The organism is Micromonospora sp. NBC_00330 (genome assembly GCF_036136635.1).
Lineage (GTDB): Bacteria > Actinomycetota > Actinomycetes > Mycobacteriales > Micromonosporaceae > Micromonospora > Micromonospora salmantinae.
On sequence record NZ_CP108012.1, the window covers coordinates 319,861 to 337,308 of the forward strand.

Genomic DNA, 17,448 nt, shown 5'->3' on the forward strand with positions numbered 1-17,448 from the left:
GATTGCCTCACCTGCGGGTGAGCGGGACCGGTTGCCCTTGGCGTATCTCGAGGACCGGCCGCTTGCCCAGCGGTTGGGCCAGGTTGAAGGTGACGGTGCGCTGGTAGCCCGACATGGGACACACCTCGCTGGTGTCGTGATACTGCGCGATGACGATGACCACGACGGCGTTGGCCGACTCGACAGGCTGGGCGTGATAGTCGGCGCCGCAGCTCTCGGTGGCTGGTCCCCGAGCGCCGGTGAAGGTGGCCGCCAACTGCGTACCGGCACCGATCGTGGTCGCCGACTCGACGGCGATGCCCGGCGGGGAGTTCCACACTGGTGGTGTCGGGGTGACGGCGCCAGCGCCACCTGCGTCGATGACGGCCTGGTCGTACCGGGCCAAAGCCTCCCGTGCCTGCTGACGCAGCTCGCCGAGGCTCTCGCCGCGGGGTAGCGCGGCGTCGACAGGGGCGTCCGGGTCGGTGTCACAACCAGCGATCATCGCCACCGCCACCACCGGAACGACCCAGTGCCATCGCACCATCGAAGACCCCTTTTCCGGCAGAGTGACCGCCAGGATTATCAACCGTCGGCCTCGGTTGCCGCCGCCGCAGCAGCGGCGAAGATGCGCGCGTAGATCTCGTCGATGACGTCGTTCTTCGCCAGGCTGTAGTCGCGGGGCCGGTCTGCGGTGTCCCGTGCGAGGCGGCGCTTGGTCGCGGCGTACCGCTCCCGGTCGTGCGGATGCGAGCGCAGCCAGTCGCGGAAGAGCAGGTGCCGGACGGGTTCCGGCGCACCCTGCGGCCAGACGTGCAGGTTGACGTCCTCGGCGGGGCTGAGAAGCATCCGGTGCCCGTGCCACCAGGGTTCCCGAAGGACGAGCCGGTACCCGAGCCGTTCCAGGGCGGGGAGATAGGCGGCCTCCTCGGCGGTGTCCCCGATGACGAGGTCGACATCGATGACAGGCTTGGCGGCAAGGCCCGGCACCGCCGTCGACCCGACGTGCTCCACAGTGATGATCAGCCCACCCAGCGCCTCGGTGAGCGACGACCGGACGGCGATGAACCGCTGTGCCCAGGACCTGTCGTACTCCTCGATCACGACGGACTCCCACGTCCGTGGCGGCTCGCCCACCAGGCCCGCGTCGGCCTGTTCGGGGGTGCCGTGGAAGCGCTGCACGACGTCCTGCGGATACTCGGCCACGTCAACCTCCTCGGGAAGCAAAGTCCGCCAGGCTACGACACGACGACCGGTGCGGCCGTACCCGACCGATGCGGGCATCGGATGTCGGGTGGGCGACCGACCCCGCGACCTAGCGTCGGTACTCGAAAGGGAAGGAGGCCCGGGTGCTGGATCGGCTCAACGAGGCCATGGCGTACATCGAGCGCCACCTCGACCAGAAGATCGAGGTGGCCGAGCTGGCGCGGATCGCGCTGACGTCGGAGTACCACTTCCGGCGGCTGTTCTCCGCGCTGGCCGGGATGCCGCTGTCGGAGTACATCCGTCGGCGTCGGCTCACCGTCGCCGGTGCTGACGTGCTGGCGGGGGAGCGGACGTTGCTCGACGTGGCCGTGCACTACGGCTACGGCTCGGCGGAGGCGTTCGCCCGGGCGTTCCACGCCGTGCACGGCGTGGGCCCCGGAGAAGCTCGGCGTACGGGGGCAGCGCTGCGCGCCCAGCCCCGGATGTCCTTCCGACTCACAGTCGAAGGGAGCGGCAGCATGGAGTACCGGATCGTCGACAAGGACGCGTTCGCGCTGGTGGGGCGTAAGGCCCGGGTCCCGCTGGTGCACGAGGGGATGAACCCGGCGATCGTCGCGTTCATCCGGAGCATCGACAAGGAGACGACCGAGCGGATCGAGGCGCTCTCCGATCAGGAGCCGAAAGGAATCGTCAACGTCAGCGACAACCTCGCCGACAGCCGGCAGGAGGGCACCGAGCTGGACTACTGGCACGGGGTGGTGACCGGCGCCGCGCCGCCGGAGGACCTGGACGCGCTGCCGGTGCAGGCCGGGTCGTGGGCGGTCTTCACCACCTCCGGCGCTTTTCCGCAGGCGGTGCAGTACCTGTGGCGTGACGTGTTCACCCAGTGGTTTCCGTCCAACCCGTACCGCAGCCGACCTGGACCGGAGATCTCCCGGGTCCGGGTGTCGGCGGACGGCACCCAGGCGGACGCCGAGCTGTGGATTCCCGTCGAACGGGTACCCACCCCTATGTAGAGTTCCGATACAGTGGTCGGATGCGGATGACGATTCCGGTCGCGAAGGTGCTCGCGGCGCTGCTCGCCGAGCCCGACGAGCAGCGCTACGGGCTCGACCTGATGCGATTGACCGGCCTGCCCAGCGGCACCCTCTACCCGGTGCTGCACCGGTTGCAGGGGGCCGGCTGGCTGGCCGCCGACTGGGAGGCGATCGACCCCGTCGCGGCCGGCCGGCCGGCCCGCCGCTACTACCGACTCACCGCCGAGGGCGTTACGCAGGCCCGCCAGGCGCTCGCCGACCTGCGGGCCGCGATCCCCGACGGCCGTCCATCGTGGGGCGGCGCCGAGCCCACCGGGGCGCCGGCGTGGTGACCCGCAGGGTCGCCGAGCTGCTGTTGGAGTTGGCCGCGCGCCGCTGGCCGGCCGAGGTTCGCGACGACCTGCGTCGCGAGTGGGCCGCCGAGCTGCACGTCCTCGCCGAGAGCGGTCGCTGGACGACGATGGTGGGCTTCGCGGCGAGCCTGGCCGTCAGCCGCGCCGGCGCCCCACTCGTCGACCGCACAGTGATGCGTGGTCGGGCCGGCCGCACCGCCGCAGCGCTACTGCTGTCCCCGATCGCCTGCGTCGGGATCGTGGCCCTCGGTGTGTTGGCGCTGTTCTCCGTCGACTCGTTGCTGGTGCGGGCGAGTTGGGTGGAGCGGGCGCAGAGGCCGGTCTGGGCGGCGTTCACCATCGTGCTGGCGGTCGTGCTGGCGGTGTTCGCCGCCCGCTGGGCCCGGCACAACGCACTCGACGGCCCACTGCGTATCGCGCTCGGCGTGGTGCTCCCGGTCGGTACGGCCGTCATCCTGTTCGTGTACGTCGTCAACTTCAGGTACGTCGTCAACGCCGAGGGCCTGGCCGACGCCGTACCCGGTCTGCTGCTCTGGTTGGCCGGCCTGACCCTCACGCTCTGGGCCGCGGCGAGCCTCGCCGCCCGGGGTCGCGTCCGCGCGGCCTGGTGGGTGGGCGTCCTCGGCGCACTCGTCGCCGCGGACCTCGCGGTGATCCTCGTCATCGTCGACGCATACCCCGCCGGATTCGGCGCCGGGCCGACGATCGAGGCACGGGAGCGCGTCGACCCGATCTCCGCGCCGCTGTGGCTCTTCGCCTGCTGGACGGACTGGAACTTCGGCCTGCCCCGGCCGATCGACTGGGAGATCTTCCTGATCACCAACCGGGTGTTGATAGAGCCCATGCTCTACCTGGCCTGCACGCCGTACGCGCTCGCGTACACCATCCGGGCGGCCCGGTCCGCGCCCACCGCGCCGGTCGCTCTGGTCCAGACGCGCAGCGCCACGGGCTGGAGTTACAAGGCGAGCGGAAAGCCCCATCGAGGCACCCGATCGGCGAACGGGTGAGGGAAACGGGAGCAACCACCGGAGCGCCGCCATGGTGACCCGACGGATCGCCGAGCTGTTGCTGGAGTTGGCCGCGCGCCGTTGGCCGACCGACGTCCGCGACGACCTGCGCCGCGAATGGGCCGCCGAGCTGCACGTCCTCGCCGAGAGCGGTCGCTGGACGACGATGGTCGGCTTCGCCGTGAGCCTGGCCGTGAGCCGGGCCGGCGCTCCACTTCTCGATCGCAGCATGATGCATCGGCGGGCCCGCCGCACCGCCGCCGCCCTGTCACTGGCACCGATCGCCTGCGCCGGGATCGTCGTCGTCAGCGCGCTGGCCATGAATCTGGTCTACAACTGGCTGTCGATGCGGGTGAGCTGGTCGACAGCAGCACAGTTGCCGCTCTGGTCGACGCTGACCGTCGGCTTCGCGGTGCTGTTGGCGAAGTACACGTCACGGTCGGCCCGGCACACCGCACTGCAGGGCCCGCTGCGCATCGCGCTCGGCGTGGTGCTCCCCGTCGGTGTGGCCGTACTCGTGATCATGTCCGTCGTCAGCGGCGACGGCTTCGGCCGTTCCGTACCCGGTCTGCTGCTCTGGTTGGCTGGCCTGACGCTGGCCCTCTGGGCTGCGGCGAGCCTCGCCGCCCGGGGTCGGGTTGGCCTCGCCTGGTTGGTTGGCCTCGTCGGCGCGCTCGTCGCCGCCGACCTGGCCGTGATTCTCTTCGTGATCCAGACCATTCCGGGGCCCGGCACCGGTCCGGTCGACCCGATGACACCCGACAGCGTCGACCGGATCTCCGCGCCGTTGTGGCTCCTCGCCTGCTGGACGGACTGGAACTTCGGCCTGCCCCGCCCCACGTCGTGGGAGATCTTCCTGATCACCGACCAGTTGTTGCTGGAGCCGATGTTCTACCTGGCCTGCATGCCGTACGCGCTCGCGTACGCCATCCGGGCGGCCCGGTCGGCCCCCGCCGAGCCGGTCGCCCTCGCACCGACCCCGGTGTGAACCTCAGTCGGGTACGTCGTCCCACGTCGTACCCGGCTCCAGGTAACCGGCCAGCTGGTTCTCGCGCAGCGCGTACGCGATGACCAGCAGGGCGTGCTTGTCCAGCTCGGGCAGCCGATCCAGCGGGAACCACCGCACGGCCAGCGACTCGTCGTCGTTGACGCGCGCGGTGCCGGCCACCAACCGGCACAGGAACCCCAGGTTCAGGTAGTCGCAGCGGTCCCCGTTCGGGTACGTGTGCGGGTGCGACACGGCGCTGGACATCCGCACCGGCGCCACCTCCAGGCCCGTCTCCTCGCGCACCTCGCGGACCAGCGCGGTGGCCGGCTGCTCGCCCGGCTCGACGAAACCGCTGACCACCGACCAGCGCCCGTCGTCGGCACGCTGGCCGAGCAGAAGCTCACCGGCGTCGTTGCGGACCACCGCGCTGACGCTCGGCAGCCAGAGCAGGTCGTGACCGACGTGCTTGCGCAACCCCACGATGTAGTCCGGTATCGCCATCCGGCGATCATAGATGTGCCCTGGAGCGAGGCTCACCTGCGCATCTTCTGGAGTTCCAGTCCCACGCGTTTCGCCATTTCGGCCCGACGAACGCAATGCATATCTACTGTGGAGATCGTCGGCGACTTGTGCGATCCGGTGGCGGCCGGCCGGTTCGCGGTGCACAGTGATTCCCATGAGCGACAGCGAACGTGGTGGGCAGTTCTACTGGTGCACCCGGCATCACCGGGTCGAGACGGACGCCGACGTGTGTCCGGCGAAGCACGTTCTCGGCCCGTACGACTCGGCGGCCGACGCGGAGAACGCCCTGCAACGAGTGCAGGAGCGGAACGAGGCGTGGGATGCCGAGGACGCTCGTTGGGCCGGGGACGACAGATAGGCGGCGCGGGACGGCTCGCGCCGAGGTATTTCGTGCTCCGCGAGGACGCACGCGAGAGCACGTCCCCCGAGGAGGGAACCACGATGGCCGAAGCACAGCAGGCCACCAAGCGCCCGGCCGCCCGACGCACCACCGCGAAGAAGACCGCCGCGGCGGAGCGGAACACGGCGGCGAGCCGGACCACCCCCGTGCGCAAGTCCACCACGGCTGCCGCGAAGGCACCGGCCCGCAAGGCCGCCGGCGGGGCGGGGCGCGCCCCGGCCAGGAAGACCACCACGGCGGCCACGAAGGCCCCCGCGAAGAAGGCCACGACCAAGACCACCGCCGCGGCCAAGAAGGCCCCCGCGAAGGCCTCGACCACCACCCGCAAGACGACCACCGCCGCCAAGCGGGCCCCGGCGTCCACCGCGCGCAAGACCACCACCGCCGCGAAGAAGACCACGGGTACGGCGAAGAAGACGGTGAGCGCGGCGAAGAAGACCACCGCCTCGGCGGCGAAGAAGACCACCACGGCGGCGAAGGCCCCGGCGCGCAAGACCACCACCGCCGCAAAGGCTTCGGCGCGTAAGACCACCAGCGCGGCGAAGGCCCCGGCGCGGAAAGTGGCGACCAAGGCGACCGCCAAGAAGACAGCGACGAAGAAGACGACAGCTGCGAAGAAGACCGCGTCGACCCGCCCCAGCGGCGGCGCGCGCAAGGCTCCGGCCAAGAAGGCCCCGGCCGCGAAGGCGACGGGTACCTCGTCGACCACCGCCCGCAAGGCGGCGGCGAAGAAGGCCCCGGCGAAGAAGACCGTCGCGGCCAAGGCGCCGGCCCGCAAGGTGACCGCCCGCAAGTCTCCGGCCCGCCCGGTCGCCGCCCGGGCCACCGCCCCCAGGGGGGCCCGCTCAGCCGCCCGCAAGGCGACCGGCTGAGCGCGGGGCATCCCCTCACCCGGCGGATTTCCGGCCGGTCACCGGAAGCGGATCACCCGTGGCGCTGTCAGGATTGACCCGTGGTCATCCGACGCGTACTCGCGCCCCGCATCGACTTCGGCGCGTTGCGCCGCGAACTCGGCCTGCCCGAGGAGTTCCCGGCCGACGCCCAGCGTGAAGCCGACGAGGCGGCTGCGGCACCGCCGCAGCCGCCCGTCGACCGCACCGACATACCGTTCGTCACCGTCGACCCCGCCACCTCGCGGGACCTGGACCAGGCGATGCACCTCAGCCGCCGCCCCGGTGGGGGCTACCGGGTGCGGTACGCGATCGCCGACGTCGCCGCGCACGTCACCCCCGGTGGGGCGTTGGAGGCGGAGACCTGGCGGCGGGGGCAGACCATCTACCTGCCCGACGGCAACGTGCCACTGCACCCGCACACCCTCAGCGAGGGTGCGGCCAGCCTGCTGCCCGACGACGACCGGGCAGCCGTGGTCTGGACCATCGACCTGGACGCCGACGGCGGCACCGTGGCCGTCGAGCTGGAACGCGCCCTGGTCCGCAGCCGCGCCAAACTCGACTACACCGGGGTGCAGGCGGCAGCCGAGGCGGGCCGGCTACCCGACCCGATCGCGCTGCTGCCGGAGATCGGCGACCGACTGACCGCCCGTGGGCTGAGCCGGGGCGCCATCAACCTGCCGCTGCCCGAGCAGGATCTGGAGCCCGACGGTGAGGGCTGGCGGCTGGTGCTGCGCGCGCCGGTGCCGATGGAAGAGCACAACGCGCAGATCTCCCTGCTGACCGGGATGGCTGCCGCCGACATCATGCTGGCCGGCCGGGTGGGTCTGCTGCGGACGATGCCGGCGCCCAAGCCGGAGGCGGTGCAGCGGCTCCGGGCCGCCGCCGCGCCGCTGGGCGTGCACTGGCCGGACGACGTGGGCCCGGGGCAGGTCATCGCCGGTCTGGACGCCGCCCAGCCGCGCGCCGCCGCGTTCATCGACCAGGCGGCCGAGCTGATGCGCGGCGCCGCGTACACAGCCTTCGACGGGGAGCTGCCGGAGCAGCCGGAACATGGTGGCGTGGCGGCCGCGTACGCCCACGTGACGGCGCCGTTGCGGCGGCTGGCCGACCGGTACGCCACCGAGGTCTGCCTGGCCCTGCACACGGGCCAGACGGTGCCCGACTGGGCCCGCGCCGCGTTGCCCCGGCTGCCCGAGGTGATGGCGAGCACCGACCGGGTCGCCTCGGCGGCGGCTCGTGGCGCCGTCGACCTGGCCGAGGCGGCGGTGCTGGAACACCGGGTGGGCGAGACCTTCGACGCGGCCGTCCTCGACGTCGACGCCCCGCCCAACGGCAAGTCCCGGCCCCGACCGCCCGGTGGCACAGTCGCGCTGGACGCCCCGCCGGTACGCGCCCGCTGCCTCGGCCAACTGCCGCTCGGCGAACGGGTCCGGGTCCGCCTGGTCACCGCCGACCCGGCCGCCCGTACCGTCCTGTTCGAGCTGCCCTGACCGGGCCGCCGTCGCTGGCCCGACCCTCGCCCCCGGCGCGGGGCGCTCGCGGCAGCGGGGATTCTCACAGCGCTCGGCGCTGCTGCCGGACGAGCGGTTTGCGAGGATGATGCCATGGCATACGACGCGAGCACGCTGCCCGACGTGTCCGGGCTGACGGTCGGCATCATCGGCGGCACCGGCGACCAGGGGCGGGGCCTCGCCTACCGGTTCGCGCGGGCCGGCCAGACGGTGCTGATCGGGTCCCGGTCGGCTGAGCGGGCCGCCGAGTCCGCGGCCGAGATCGCCGCCCTGCCCGGGGTGCCGGCCGGCGGCAGCGTCACCGGTGCGGCAAACGACGAGGTGGCCCGACGCAGCGACGTGGTGATCATCGCGGTGCCGTGGGACGGGCACGCCGCCACCGTCGCCGCCCTCGCCGAGCCGCTCGCCGGCCGGATCGTCGTCGACTGCGTCAACCCGCTCGGCTTCGACAAGCAGGGCCCGTACGCGCTGACCGTCGCCGAGGGCAGCGCCGTGCAGCAGGCCGCCGCGCTGCTGCCCGACTCCCGGGTCTGCGCCGCGTTCAACCACGTCAGCGCTCCGCTGCTGGCCGACCCCGAGGTCGACCGGATCGACCTGGACGTGCTGATCTGCACCGAGGACCGCGAGCTGGTCGACATCGTCGGCGCGCTCGCCGCCCGGATCCCCGGCATGCGGGGCATCTACGCCGGCCGGTTGCGCAACGCCCACCAGATCGAGGCGTTCACCGCCAACCTGATCGCCATCAACAAGCGCTACAAGGCGCACGCCGGCATCCGCGTCACCGACCTCTGACCCGAGCGGCGTGATCCACTCCGGTTCGGCACCGAGTGGATCACGCCGTACTCAGGTCCTAGAAGGTGTGTTCGGCGGCGGGGAACTCGCCGCCGCGGACCTCGTCGGCGAAACGGCGGGTGGCGTCGGTGAGAGCGCCGGCCAGATCCGCGTACCGCTTGACGAAACGGGGCGCCTTGCCCGTCCGCAGCCCGGCCATGTCCTGCCAGACCAGCACCTGCGCGTCGGTGTCCGGGCCCGCGCCGATGCCCACGGTGGGGATCGGCAGCTCGTGGGTGATCCGCTTGGCCACCTCGCCGGGCACCATCTCCAACACCACAGCGAACGCGCCCGCCTCCGCCACCGCCCGTGCGTCGGCCAGCACCTCGTCGGCGGCGTCGCCGCGACCCTGCACGCGGTAGCCGCCCAGTGTGTGCTCGCTCTGCGGGGTGAAACCGATGTGCGCCATCACCGGGATGCCGGCGCCGACGATAGCGGCGATCTGCGCGGCGTTGCGGCGGCCACCCTCCAACTTCACCGCGTGACAGCCACCCTCCTTCATGAACCGGACTGCGGTGCGCAGCGCCTGGGCCGGGCCCTCCTCGTACGAGCCGAACGGCAGGTCACCGACGACCAGCGCCTGCCGGGTCGCCCGCACCACGGCCCGGACCAGCGGAAGCAGCTCGTCGGCGGTGATCGGCAGGGTGGTCTCGTAACCGAACACGTTGTTCGCGGCCGAGTCGCCGACCAGCAGCACCGGAACACCGGCCTGGTCGAAGATCGACGCCGTGTACTGGTCGTACGAGGTGAGCATCGGCCAGCGCTCGCCGCGCTCCTTGGCGGCCATCAGGTCGCGGGTGCGGACCCGTCGGGTGGCCGGGCCGCCGTACAACGCGGTCACCTCGTGCGGAGTGGACTCCACCATCTCTGTCTCCCTTCCTCGAGGCCGCCTGCGCGGTCCCCGGGTTCCGTCGCGATCGTCGCACCGCGAGACGGGCTGACGGCAGGGCCCAGTGCAAGATGTCACTCCACCAGCGCGGGGCCGCCCACCTGGCAAACCGGGACCGCGCCGCGCGGTCACCGCGCGGCGGCGCCGGGCCGCGCCACCGACCCGGCACCCCCAGGGGTACGGCTCAGCCGTGCTCGCGCCACCGGTTGGTGATCGGCAGACGGCGGTCCCGGCCGAACGCCTTCATGGAGATCTTCGTGCCCGGCGCCGACTGCCGTCGCTTGTACTCGGCGGTATCCACCAGCCGCAGCACCTTGTCCACGATCGCCGGGTCGTGACCCGACTCGACCAGCCCGTCGCGGCCGAGGTCACCGTCGACGTAGCCGATCAGGATCGGGTCCAGGACGTCGTAGTCGGGCAGGCTGTCGCTGTCGAGCTGGCCCGGGCTCAGCTCGGCGCTCGGCGGCTTGCCGATCGAGTTCTCCGGGATCGGGGCGGTCTCACCGCGCCGGGCCGCGTCCCTGTTGCGCCACTTCGCGAGCCGCCAGATCAGCGTCTTCCAGACGTCCTTGACCGGGTTGAAACCGCCCACCGAGTCGCCGTACAGGGTGGAGTAGCCGACCGCCAGCTCACTCTTGTTGCCGGTGGTCAGCACCAGGTGGCCCTCCTGGTTCGACAACGCCATCAGGATCACGCCACGGACCCGGGCCTGCAGGTTCTCCACTGCCACGCCGGACAGCGACAGGTTGGCCAGGAAGCCGTCGACCATCGGCTGGATCGGCTCGACGCGGTAGTCCAGGCCGGTGCGCTTGGCCAGGTCGGCGGCGTCCTCCCGGGAGTGCTCCGAGGAGTGCTGGCTGGGCAGCGACACCCCGACCACCCGGTCCGGCCCGAGCGCGTCGACGGCGAGCGCTGCCACCACCGCCGAGTCGATGCCGCCGGAGAGGCCGAGCACCACCGATGGGAACCGGTTCTTGTTGACGTAGTCGCGGAGACCCAGCACCAGCGCCTGCCACACCTCGGCCTCGTCGGCCACCGGCTCGATCAGCCCGCCGGTGGCGGCCGGGCCGGACGGCGTGGGCGGAATGCCGTCCAGCGTGCTGTGCGCGATCCGCATCCCGTCGGCCAGCGTCTCGGTGGTCGGCGGGGCGGCGGCGGCCGGCAACTCGACGTCGTGCACGAGCAGGTGTTCGACGAACTGCGGTGCCCGGGTGAGCAGCTCACCGTCGGCGCTCACGATCATCGAGTCGCCCTCGAAGACCAGCTCGTCCTGGCCGCCGGTCATGTTGACGTACGCGATGGCGGCGCCCGCCTCGGCGGCCCGGCGGCGGACCAGCGGCAGCCGGATGTCGTCCTTGTTCAGCTCGTACGGCGAGCCGTTGATGTTGACGACCAGGCCGACGCCGGCCCTGCGGGCGGCGGCGAACGGACCGCCGGCCTGCCACAGGTCCTCGCAGATGGTCAGCGCGACGTCCACGCCGCCGATCCGCACCACTGTCAGCTCGTCACCGGAGACGAAGTACCGGTCCTCGTCGAAGACCCCGTAGTTGGGCAGGTGGTGCTTGAAGTAGCGGGCGGCCACGACGCCCCGGTGCAGCAACGCGGCCGCGTTGCGGGCACCTCGGCCCGGCTCGGCGTCCCCGCTGACCTGCGGCGGACCGTCGGCGTCCAGGTAACCGACCACGACCGGCAACTCGCCGAGACCGTCGGCGGCCAGGTCGGCGGCCAGCCGCTCCACGGCGGCCCGGGACGCGGCCACGAAGGAACGCCGGAAGACGAGGTCCTCGACCGGGTACCCGGTCAGCATCATCTCCGGGAAGAGCACCAGCTGGGCACCGGCATCGGCGGCCTGGCGAGTCCAGCTGCGGACCAGGTCGGCGTTTCCGGCGAGGTCGCCGACGCTCGGGTTGACCTGGGACAGGGCGAGACGCAGGGTGGGCATGCCTTCATCTTGCCCCAGCCTCGTCGCGACAATCCGTACCCTCGGACGAGATTGCCGCCACCTGCCGCGACGGGCGTCCGCGAGGCCGCGACGGCGTGAGCTCGGCCGTCGTGGCGGCGGACCCGGCGGCACGGCGGGGGCCCGCGCTCGCCGGGCGGGACACGAGGGGACGACCGGCGGCAGTTCGCGTAACGTCTGCGTAACCAGGCCCGGGAAGACTGGGCGATCAGGTCGGGTACAGCCCGGCCAAGGCGGACAAAAGAGTGTCGCGAGGGGTTGGGGAAGTGGACCGTCAGCAGGAGTTCGTCCTCCGCACGCTGGAAGAGCGGGACATCCGGTTCGTCCGGCTGTGGTTCACCGACGTTCTGGGCACGCTCAAGAGCGTTTCGGTGGCACCCGCCGAGCTCGAGGCGGCCTTCGAGGAAGGCATCGGCTTCGACGGCTCGGCGATCGAGGGCTTCGCCCGGGTCTTCGAATCGGACATGGTGGCCATGCCCGACCCGACCACCTTCCAGGTCTTCCCCTTCGAAGGCGGGGTCAGCGGCGAGAGCGCCCGGATGTTCTGCGACATCCTGCTGCCCGACGGCGGGCCGTCCTGGGCAGACCCCCGGCACGTGCTGCGCCGCGCGCTGTCCAAGGCAGCCGAGAAGGGCTTCACCTTCTACACCCACCCCGAGATCGAGTTCTTCCTGCTCGAGAACGGTCCGCAGGACGGTTCCGTGCCCACCCCGGTCGACACCGGCGGCTACTTCGAGCACACCACCCACGCCGTGGCCCGGGACTTCCGCCGCCAGGGCGTACTCGCGCTGGAACGGATCGGCATCTCGGTGGAGTTCAGCCACCACGAGGTCGCGCCCGGCCAGCAGGAAATCGACCTGCGCTACGCCGACGCGCTCACCACCGCCGACAACATCATGACCTTCCGACACGTGGTCAAGGAGGTCGCGCTCTCCACCGGCGTGCAGGCCAGCTTCATGCCGAAGCCGTTCACCGACCAGCCGGGCAGCGGGATGCACACCCACCTGTCGCTGTTCGAGGGAGAGCGCAACGCCTTCCACGACAGCGGTGACCCGATGAAGCTGTCCAAGGTGGCGAAGTCGTTCATCGCCGGCCTGCTGGTGCACGCCCGGGAGTACACGGCGGTCACCAACCAGTGGGTCAACTCGTACAAGCGGCTCTTCCCGCAGCACCTGCCCGACCGGATCACCGAGAGCCCGGCGTACGTCTGCTGGGGTCACCTCAACCGGTCCGCGCTGGTCCGGGTTCCCGCGTACGGCAAGCCCAACTCGGCCCGCGTCGAGGTCCGCTCGCTGGACTCGGCGGCCAACCCGTACCTCGCCTTCGCGGTGCTGCTCGGCGCCGGCCTGAAGGGCATCGAGGAGGGGTACGAGCTGCCCCCGGGCGCCGAGGACGACGTCTGGTCGCTGACCAGCGCCGAGCGGCGCGCCATGGGCTACGAGGCGCTGCCGGAGAACCTCGCCGAGGCGATCGACGTGATGGCCGGCTCCGAACTGGTCGCCGAGGTGCTCGGTGAGCACGTCTTCGACTTCTTCCTGCGCAACAAGCGGGCCGAGTGGGAGCAGTACCGCCGCGAGGTCACCCCGTACGAGCGGCAGCGCTACCTGGCCCTGTAGACGCAGGGGCTGACGCCGTTGCGCGCTGCCGCTATCGTCTCGATCACCGCGCCGGTACCCCTCCGGGCGGAGAGTCGGGAGGCAAGTCGGTGCTGGAGGATCTGTTCAGCGGTGCCTGGCAGAGCGTGGTGTTCGGGATCGTCGGCGTCGGCCTCATGGCCGCCGGCTTCGGGCTCGTCGACCTGCTCACCCCGGGCCGGCTGCGAGACCTGATCTGGGTCGAGCGCAACGCCAACGCGGGGTTGCTGCTCGCCGCCAACCAGCTCGGCATCGCCGGGATCGTCTTCACCGCGATCCTCACCAGCTACAGCGACTTCGGCAAGGGGCTCGCCTCCACCGTGGTCTTCGGGCTGGTCGGGTTGGCGATCATGGCGTTGGCCTTCGTGGTGCTGGACCTGCTCACCCCCGGCAAGCTCGGCGAGGTCATCTGCTCACCCGAGCCGCACCCGGCCGCCCGGGTCAGCGCCGCCACCCACTTCGGGGCCGCGCTGATCGTCTGCGCCTGCATCGCCTGAGCTGGCTGCCCGGGTTGTTACGCGGGCGGCTGTCCGCGTCGTCGTGGCGGTTGTCCGCGTTGCCGTGTGGGTGGCCGCCGGCGGGCGTCGTACCCCGGCCGTAGCGTGCGGGGCATGAACCGCACGGATCGCCTCTACGCGCTGGTCGAGGAGTTGCGGGCGGTGTCACCTCGGCCGCGCAGCGCCCGCTGGCTGGCCGCGCGCTTCGAGGTGAGCAGCCGGACCATCGAACGGGACCTCGGCGCGTTGCAGGAGGCCGGGGTGCCGATCTGGGCCGAGGCCGGTCGCACCGGCGGCTACGTCCTGGACCGCGCCCGCACCTTGCCGCCGGTCAACCTGACCGCCTCCGAGGCCGTGGCGATGGCAGTGGCGCTGCACCGGCTCGCCGGCTCGCCGTTCGCCGGGCCGGCCGCCACCGCGCTGCGCAAGCTGGTGGCGGTGCTGCCGGCCGCCGACGCCGCCGAGGCACACCGCCTCGCCGGCCGGGTGCACCTGATCGGCGACGGGCCGGCCGCGCCCGTCCCGGCCACCGTCGCCGACGCGGTCGCCGCGCGGCGGGTGCTGCGCATCCGGTACGCCGACCGCGCCGGCGCCGACTCGACCCGTGACGTCGAGCCACTCGGCTACCTCGGCAACTCCCAACATTGGTACCTGGTCGCCTGGTGCCGTCTGCGCGACGAACTGCGGTGCTTCCGCACCGACCGGATCCGGAGCGTCTGGGCGCTGCCCGACGTGGTGGCCCGGGAGCTACGCCTGACGGATCTCGACATCCCGCACGAGCGGGTCCGCCGGCTGAGCCTGGTCTGAAATCTGCTCGACGCGGCGGGCCTGCTTCGGGACGGGGTCGGCGTGGCGGCCTGGTCTGAGACGGGGTCGGCGCGGCGGGCCTGGTCTAAGACGGGGTCGGCTCGGCGGCCGGGTCTGAGGCCCGTCCGCGGCGCGGCGGGCCCCGGTGGCTCTCGTTGCTGGAAACCCCGCCGGGTGATCCGAAAACACCGACAGGACGCTGTCGCCAACGGCCCCGAGACTGCTCCAGACGACGGCCGAACGGCCGGCACGGAAATTCTGGAGGCAGTAGATGTCCAGGTCCACCACGCCCATCACCTGGTTCGAGATCGGCACCGACCGGCCCGAGGACGCGGAGCGGTTCTACGGAGAGCTGTTCGGCTGGACCTTCGAGGAGCAGGGCTCGACCAGCGGCGGGTCCTACCGCGTGACCGGGGCCGGCGGCGACAACGGGATCGGCGGGGCGATCCGAGCGATCGACGGTACGTCGCCGAACTACGCGGTCTTCTACGCCGAAGTCGCCGACGTGGCGGAGACCTGCCGACAGGCCGAAGCTGCCGGCGGCCGGGTCCTCGTGCCAGCGCGTACGGCGCCGAGTGGTCTCACGTTGGCCCACCTACTCGACCCGGCCGGCAACCACCTGGGCGTGTTCACGCCCCCGCCCCCGCAGCCCTGACCTCTTCCCGGGCCGAGCTGATGCCCGGCTGGCCTGGCTGTCGCTCGGGCTGGCTCTGGGTCGGGTTGACGCCGGGTGGGGTTGGCCCCGGGTGAGGGCTGGCCTGGTCCGGGGCTGGCCTGGCCCGGGTGGCCTGGCTCTGGGTCGGGCTGGCTCTGGGGCCGTCACCCTGAGCGGGTGTGACGCCCGAGCCGCCCTGGCCGCACGCACCCGCGCGCGTGATCGACTCGGTTTTCATGATGTCGGGGTGTCCGGGCGCGCGGAACACCGCGACATCACGGAAATCGAGTCGATCAAGCTGGGGTAGGGCCTGACCTGCTGCGCTCGTCCAGCGCAAAGCCTGACTATTCGGGCGTACCAGGGCTTGTCGGGGCTTGTCAGGGAGTGCTCGGCCTGACCGGCGGGGCCTCGGGACCGGTGATCGACTCGGTTTTCATGAAGTCGCGATGTCCGAGTGCGCCGGACACCGCGACTTCACGGAAACCGAGTCGATCAAGCCGCGACAGGCCCGGGCAGGCCCGGCACGAAGAGGCGGCCGGGCCTGCCCGGGGCACGACAGGGCGGACCGGGCCTGCCCGGGGCGTACCGAGGTCGGCCGCGGCCTGCCCGGGGCGTACCGAGGGTCGGCCTGGCCTGCCCCGCGGCATGCCGCGGTCGGCCACGGCATGCCCCGGGGCGTGCTGGGGCCGACCCCGGCACGCCGGGGCCGGGCTCGCCGGACTACTTGCCGGGCGTACCAGCGCCGTGGTGGCCGCCTGGGCCGCGGTGGCCGCCGGGGCCGGGGAAGACGCCGGCCTCGACGGCCTTGGTGATGGCGTCGGCCTGCTCCTGGGTGATCTTGCCGTCCTTGACGGCCTGGTCCAGGCGCTGCTTGAGCGCGGCCTGCCGGTCCTCGGTGGACGGGCGCTGCGGGCGGTCGGCCGGCCGGTGCTGCTCGCGGATCTTCTCCAGTGCGGCGGTCACCTTGTCGGTGGGCACGCCCAGCTCCTTGGCGAGCGCCTCGGCGAACTCGCCCTGCCGGTCGGCCTTCGCGCCCGGAGCCGGGGCGGTGCTGCCGCTCGGTGCCGGCGTGGGAGTGTCGGCGGCGAACGCGATCGTCGGGGCCGCGATCCCGACGCCGAGGACGCCGGCGGTGGCCAGGCCGGCCAGCAGGTGCTTCCTACGGATGGTGCGGGACATGCTGTCCTCCAGAGGTTCGGTCATCCTGCGCTGTCATCACCGACAGTGACCGGGCAGTCTGGGCGGAAGCCGTGGCGACCCTGTCAGCGAGCTGACAATCAGGGCCGGCGGTGGGCGAAATCGGTTGTGTGGTCGCTGGCCGAGCGGTCAGGGTGGACGATCCACCGACGGAAGGACACCGTGGCATGACCGTCGAGATTCGGGAGATTCCACTCGTCGAGCCGGGCGCCGGGCCGTACGGCATCACGCCTGGTCCGGACGGCGCGCTGTGGCTGACGTTGGCCCATGCCGGCGGCATCGCCCGGTTGTCGCCCGACGGTGCGGTACGGACCTACCCGCTGGATCCGGCCGGCGGCCGCCCTTTGATCATCACGGCCGGGCCGGACGGGGCGCTCTGGTTCACCCGCTCGGGGGACGACCGGATCGGTCGGATCACCGTCGACGGTGAGCAGCGCACCGTCGCCGTGCCGGCCGGCACCGGACCGGGCGGCATCGCGGCGGGGCCTGATGGCGCGCTCTGGTACGCCGGGATGACCTCCGACACCATCGGCCGGGTCGAGACCGACGGCACCCACACCGCGTTCCCGCTGCCGGTGACCGGCGGATTCGCCTCGATGATCACTGCTGGCGCGGACCAGGCGCTCTGGTTCACCCTCCACCAGGCCAATGCCATCGGTCGCATCGACGTCGACGGCAGGGTGACGCTGCATCCGCTACCCACCGCGAACGCGGGCCCGGTCGGCATCACCCTGGGCGACGACGGCGTCATCTGGTTCGTGGAGATCGCCGCCGGTCAGCTCGGTCGGATCGACCCGGATGGCAAGATCGTCGAGTTCCCGCTGCCGGACCGGGCGGCCCGCCCGCACGCGATAGTGGCCGACCCGGACGGCGGCGCGTGGTTCACCGAGTGGGGTGCCAACCGGATCGGTCACCTCGACCCCGCTGGACGAATCGAGGGCTACGCCCTACCCACCCCCAACGCCGAACCCCACGGCATCACCCGCACCCCCACCGGCATCTGGGCCGCCCTGGAAATCGGCGCAGTAGCCCACCTGACCCCACCCACAATCCCGCCCGCCCCCGCCTGACCCCCACCGACC

General features: G+C 72.0%; 19 protein-coding genes. 13 read left to right on the forward strand and 6 right to left on the reverse strand.

Annotation, left to right across the window (positions count from 1 at the left end; translation table 11 throughout):
- Positions 1 to 7 precede the first annotated feature (7 nt).
- Both OG598_RS01545 and OG598_RS01550 read right to left on the reverse strand, forming a co-directional pair.
- Positions 8 to 526, reverse strand: a complete 519-nt coding sequence (locus OG598_RS01545; RefSeq protein ID WP_328652718.1) for a hypothetical protein — start codon at positions 524 to 526, stop codon at positions 8 to 10.
- A 38-nt stretch (positions 527 to 564) separates the two neighbouring features.
- Complete coding sequence (locus tag OG598_RS01550; RefSeq protein ID WP_328652719.1) at positions 565 to 1,185, reverse strand: GrpB family protein; 621 nt, start codon at positions 1,183 to 1,185, stop codon at positions 565 to 567.
- Positions 1,186 to 1,328: 143 nt separating this feature from the next.
- Here OG598_RS01550 and OG598_RS01555 point away from each other — a divergent pair, with 143 nt between their 5' ends.
- The 4 genes from OG598_RS01555 to OG598_RS01570 are packed head-to-tail and all read left to right on the forward strand — an operon-like array spanning position 1,329 to position 4,570.
- A complete protein-coding gene (locus OG598_RS01555) occupies positions 1,329 to 2,201 on the forward strand; it encodes an AraC family transcriptional regulator (protein ID WP_328652720.1) in 873 nt (290 codons plus the stop codon).
- Positions 2,202 to 2,221: 20 nt separating this feature from the next.
- Positions 2,222 to 2,554: a PadR family transcriptional regulator gene (locus OG598_RS01560; protein WP_328652721.1), complete on the forward strand. Its 333-nt coding sequence runs from the start codon at positions 2,222 to 2,224 to the stop codon at positions 2,552 to 2,554.
- The gene (locus OG598_RS01565) at positions 2,548 to 3,582 is read left to right on the forward strand and encodes a hypothetical protein (protein WP_328652722.1); all 1,035 of its coding nucleotides are present in this window, start codon (positions 2,548 to 2,550) and stop codon (positions 3,580 to 3,582) included. Before OG598_RS01560 ends, OG598_RS01565 begins: the two co-directional genes overlap by 7 nt.
- Positions 3,583 to 3,613: 31 nt before the next feature.
- Entirely contained in the window at positions 3,614 to 4,570 is a 957-nt protein-coding gene (locus OG598_RS01570; RefSeq protein WP_328652723.1) for a hypothetical protein, read from the forward strand.
- Positions 4,571 to 4,573: 3 nt separating this feature from the next.
- Here the strand turns inward: OG598_RS01570 and OG598_RS01575 are convergent, their stop codons facing one another.
- Positions 4,574 to 5,071, reverse strand: coding sequence for an NUDIX hydrolase (locus OG598_RS01575; protein ID WP_112582642.1), 498 nt, complete (start codon positions 5,069 to 5,071; stop codon positions 4,574 to 4,576).
- A 175-nt stretch (positions 5,072 to 5,246) separates the two neighbouring features.
- Here OG598_RS01575 and OG598_RS01580 point away from each other — a divergent pair, with 175 nt between their 5' ends.
- The 4 genes from OG598_RS01580 (at position 5,247) to npdG (ending at position 8,688) form a co-directional block, all read left to right on the forward strand.
- A complete protein-coding gene (locus OG598_RS01580) occupies positions 5,247 to 5,450 on the forward strand; it encodes a hypothetical protein (RefSeq protein ID WP_328652724.1) in 204 nt (67 codons plus the stop codon).
- A gap of 83 nt (positions 5,451 to 5,533) precedes the next feature.
- Complete coding sequence (locus OG598_RS01585) at positions 5,534 to 6,364, forward strand: histone (protein WP_328652725.1); 831 nt, start codon at positions 5,534 to 5,536, stop codon at positions 6,362 to 6,364.
- Between the two features lie 80 nt (positions 6,365 to 6,444).
- Entirely contained in the window at positions 6,445 to 7,875 is a 1,431-nt protein-coding gene (locus OG598_RS01590) for an RNB domain-containing ribonuclease (protein ID WP_328652726.1), read from the forward strand.
- A 114-nt stretch (positions 7,876 to 7,989) separates the two neighbouring features.
- Positions 7,990 to 8,688: an NADPH-dependent F420 reductase gene (gene npdG, locus OG598_RS01595; protein ID WP_091409546.1), complete on the forward strand. Its 699-nt coding sequence runs from the start codon at positions 7,990 to 7,992 to the stop codon at positions 8,686 to 8,688.
- 58 nt (positions 8,689 to 8,746) lie between these two features.
- Here npdG and panB read toward each other — a convergent pair whose 3' ends face one another.
- A complete protein-coding gene (gene panB, locus OG598_RS01600) occupies positions 8,747 to 9,592 on the reverse strand; it encodes a 3-methyl-2-oxobutanoate hydroxymethyltransferase (protein ID WP_124855798.1) in 846 nt (281 codons plus the stop codon).
- Positions 9,593 to 9,800: 208 nt separating this feature from the next.
- On the reverse strand, positions 9,801 to 11,558 hold the full coding sequence (locus OG598_RS01605) for an NAD+ synthase (protein WP_328652727.1): 1,758 nt from the start codon (positions 11,556 to 11,558) through the stop codon (positions 9,801 to 9,803).
- A 284-nt stretch (positions 11,559 to 11,842) separates the two neighbouring features.
- On the opposite strand from OG598_RS01605, the gene glnA reads away from it, so the two are divergent.
- From glnA to OG598_RS01625, 4 genes are all read left to right on the forward strand, one after another.
- Complete coding sequence (gene glnA, locus OG598_RS01610; protein WP_091409557.1) at positions 11,843 to 13,192, forward strand: type I glutamate--ammonia ligase; 1,350 nt, start codon at positions 11,843 to 11,845, stop codon at positions 13,190 to 13,192.
- Between the two features lie 89 nt (positions 13,193 to 13,281).
- Positions 13,282 to 13,707, forward strand: coding sequence for a DUF350 domain-containing protein (locus OG598_RS01615; RefSeq protein ID WP_112582646.1), 426 nt, complete (start codon positions 13,282 to 13,284; stop codon positions 13,705 to 13,707).
- A 114-nt stretch (positions 13,708 to 13,821) separates the two neighbouring features.
- The gene (locus OG598_RS01620; protein ID WP_328652728.1) at positions 13,822 to 14,514 is read left to right on the forward strand and encodes a helix-turn-helix transcriptional regulator; all 693 of its coding nucleotides are present in this window, start codon (positions 13,822 to 13,824) and stop codon (positions 14,512 to 14,514) included.
- 271 nt (positions 14,515 to 14,785) lie between these two features.
- Positions 14,786 to 15,169 (forward strand): VOC family protein, encoded by a 384-nt coding sequence (locus OG598_RS01625; RefSeq protein WP_328652729.1) that lies wholly within the window; start codon positions 14,786 to 14,788, stop codon positions 15,167 to 15,169.
- 720 nt (positions 15,170 to 15,889) lie between these two features.
- Here the strand turns inward: OG598_RS01625 and OG598_RS01630 are convergent.
- Complete coding sequence (locus tag OG598_RS01630; protein ID WP_328655241.1) at positions 15,890 to 16,348, reverse strand: hypothetical protein; 459 nt, start codon at positions 16,346 to 16,348, stop codon at positions 15,890 to 15,892.
- A gap of 185 nt (positions 16,349 to 16,533) precedes the next feature.
- On the opposite strand from OG598_RS01630, the gene OG598_RS01635 reads away from it, so the two are divergent.
- Positions 16,534 to 17,436 (forward strand): Vgb family protein, encoded by a 903-nt coding sequence (locus tag OG598_RS01635; RefSeq protein WP_328652730.1) that lies wholly within the window; start codon positions 16,534 to 16,536, stop codon positions 17,434 to 17,436.
- The last annotated feature ends 12 nt before the right edge of the window (positions 17,437 to 17,448 follow it).

Excerpts from the sequence above, each read along its gene's own strand:
- OG598_RS01580 (WP_328652724.1), top strand. The coding sequence starts at position 5,247 with ATGAGCGACAGCGAACGTGGTGGGCAGTTCTACTGGTGCACCCGGCAT.
- OG598_RS01545 (WP_328652718.1), bottom strand. The coding sequence starts at position 526 with ATGGTGCGATGGCACTGGGTCGTTCCGGTGGTGGCGGTGGCGATGATC.
- OG598_RS01560 (WP_328652721.1), top strand. The coding sequence starts at position 2,222 with ATGCGGATGACGATTCCGGTCGCGAAGGTGCTCGCGGCGCTGCTCGCC.
- OG598_RS01575 (WP_112582642.1), bottom strand. The coding sequence starts at position 5,071 with ATGGCGATACCGGACTACATCGTGGGGTTGCGCAAGCACGTCGGTCAC.
- OG598_RS01570 (WP_328652723.1), top strand. The coding sequence starts at position 3,614 with ATGGTGACCCGACGGATCGCCGAGCTGTTGCTGGAGTTGGCCGCGCGC.
- OG598_RS01630 (WP_328655241.1), bottom strand. The coding sequence starts at position 16,348 with ATGTCCCGCACCATCCGTAGGAAGCACCTGCTGGCCGGCCTGGCCACC.
- panB (WP_124855798.1), bottom strand. The coding sequence starts at position 9,592 with ATGGTGGAGTCCACTCCGCACGAGGTGACCGCGTTGTACGGCGGCCCG.
- OG598_RS01620 (WP_328652728.1), top strand. The coding sequence starts at position 13,822 with ATGAACCGCACGGATCGCCTCTACGCGCTGGTCGAGGAGTTGCGGGCG.
- OG598_RS01635 (WP_328652730.1), top strand. The coding sequence starts at position 16,534 with ATGACCGTCGAGATTCGGGAGATTCCACTCGTCGAGCCGGGCGCCGGG.
- OG598_RS01605 (WP_328652727.1), bottom strand. The coding sequence starts at position 11,558 with ATGCCCACCCTGCGTCTCGCCCTGTCCCAGGTCAACCCGAGCGTCGGC.
- npdG (WP_091409546.1), top strand. The coding sequence starts at position 7,990 with ATGGCATACGACGCGAGCACGCTGCCCGACGTGTCCGGGCTGACGGTC.
- OG598_RS01585 (WP_328652725.1), top strand. The coding sequence starts at position 5,534 with ATGGCCGAAGCACAGCAGGCCACCAAGCGCCCGGCCGCCCGACGCACC.
- OG598_RS01625 (WP_328652729.1), top strand. The coding sequence starts at position 14,786 with ATGTCCAGGTCCACCACGCCCATCACCTGGTTCGAGATCGGCACCGAC.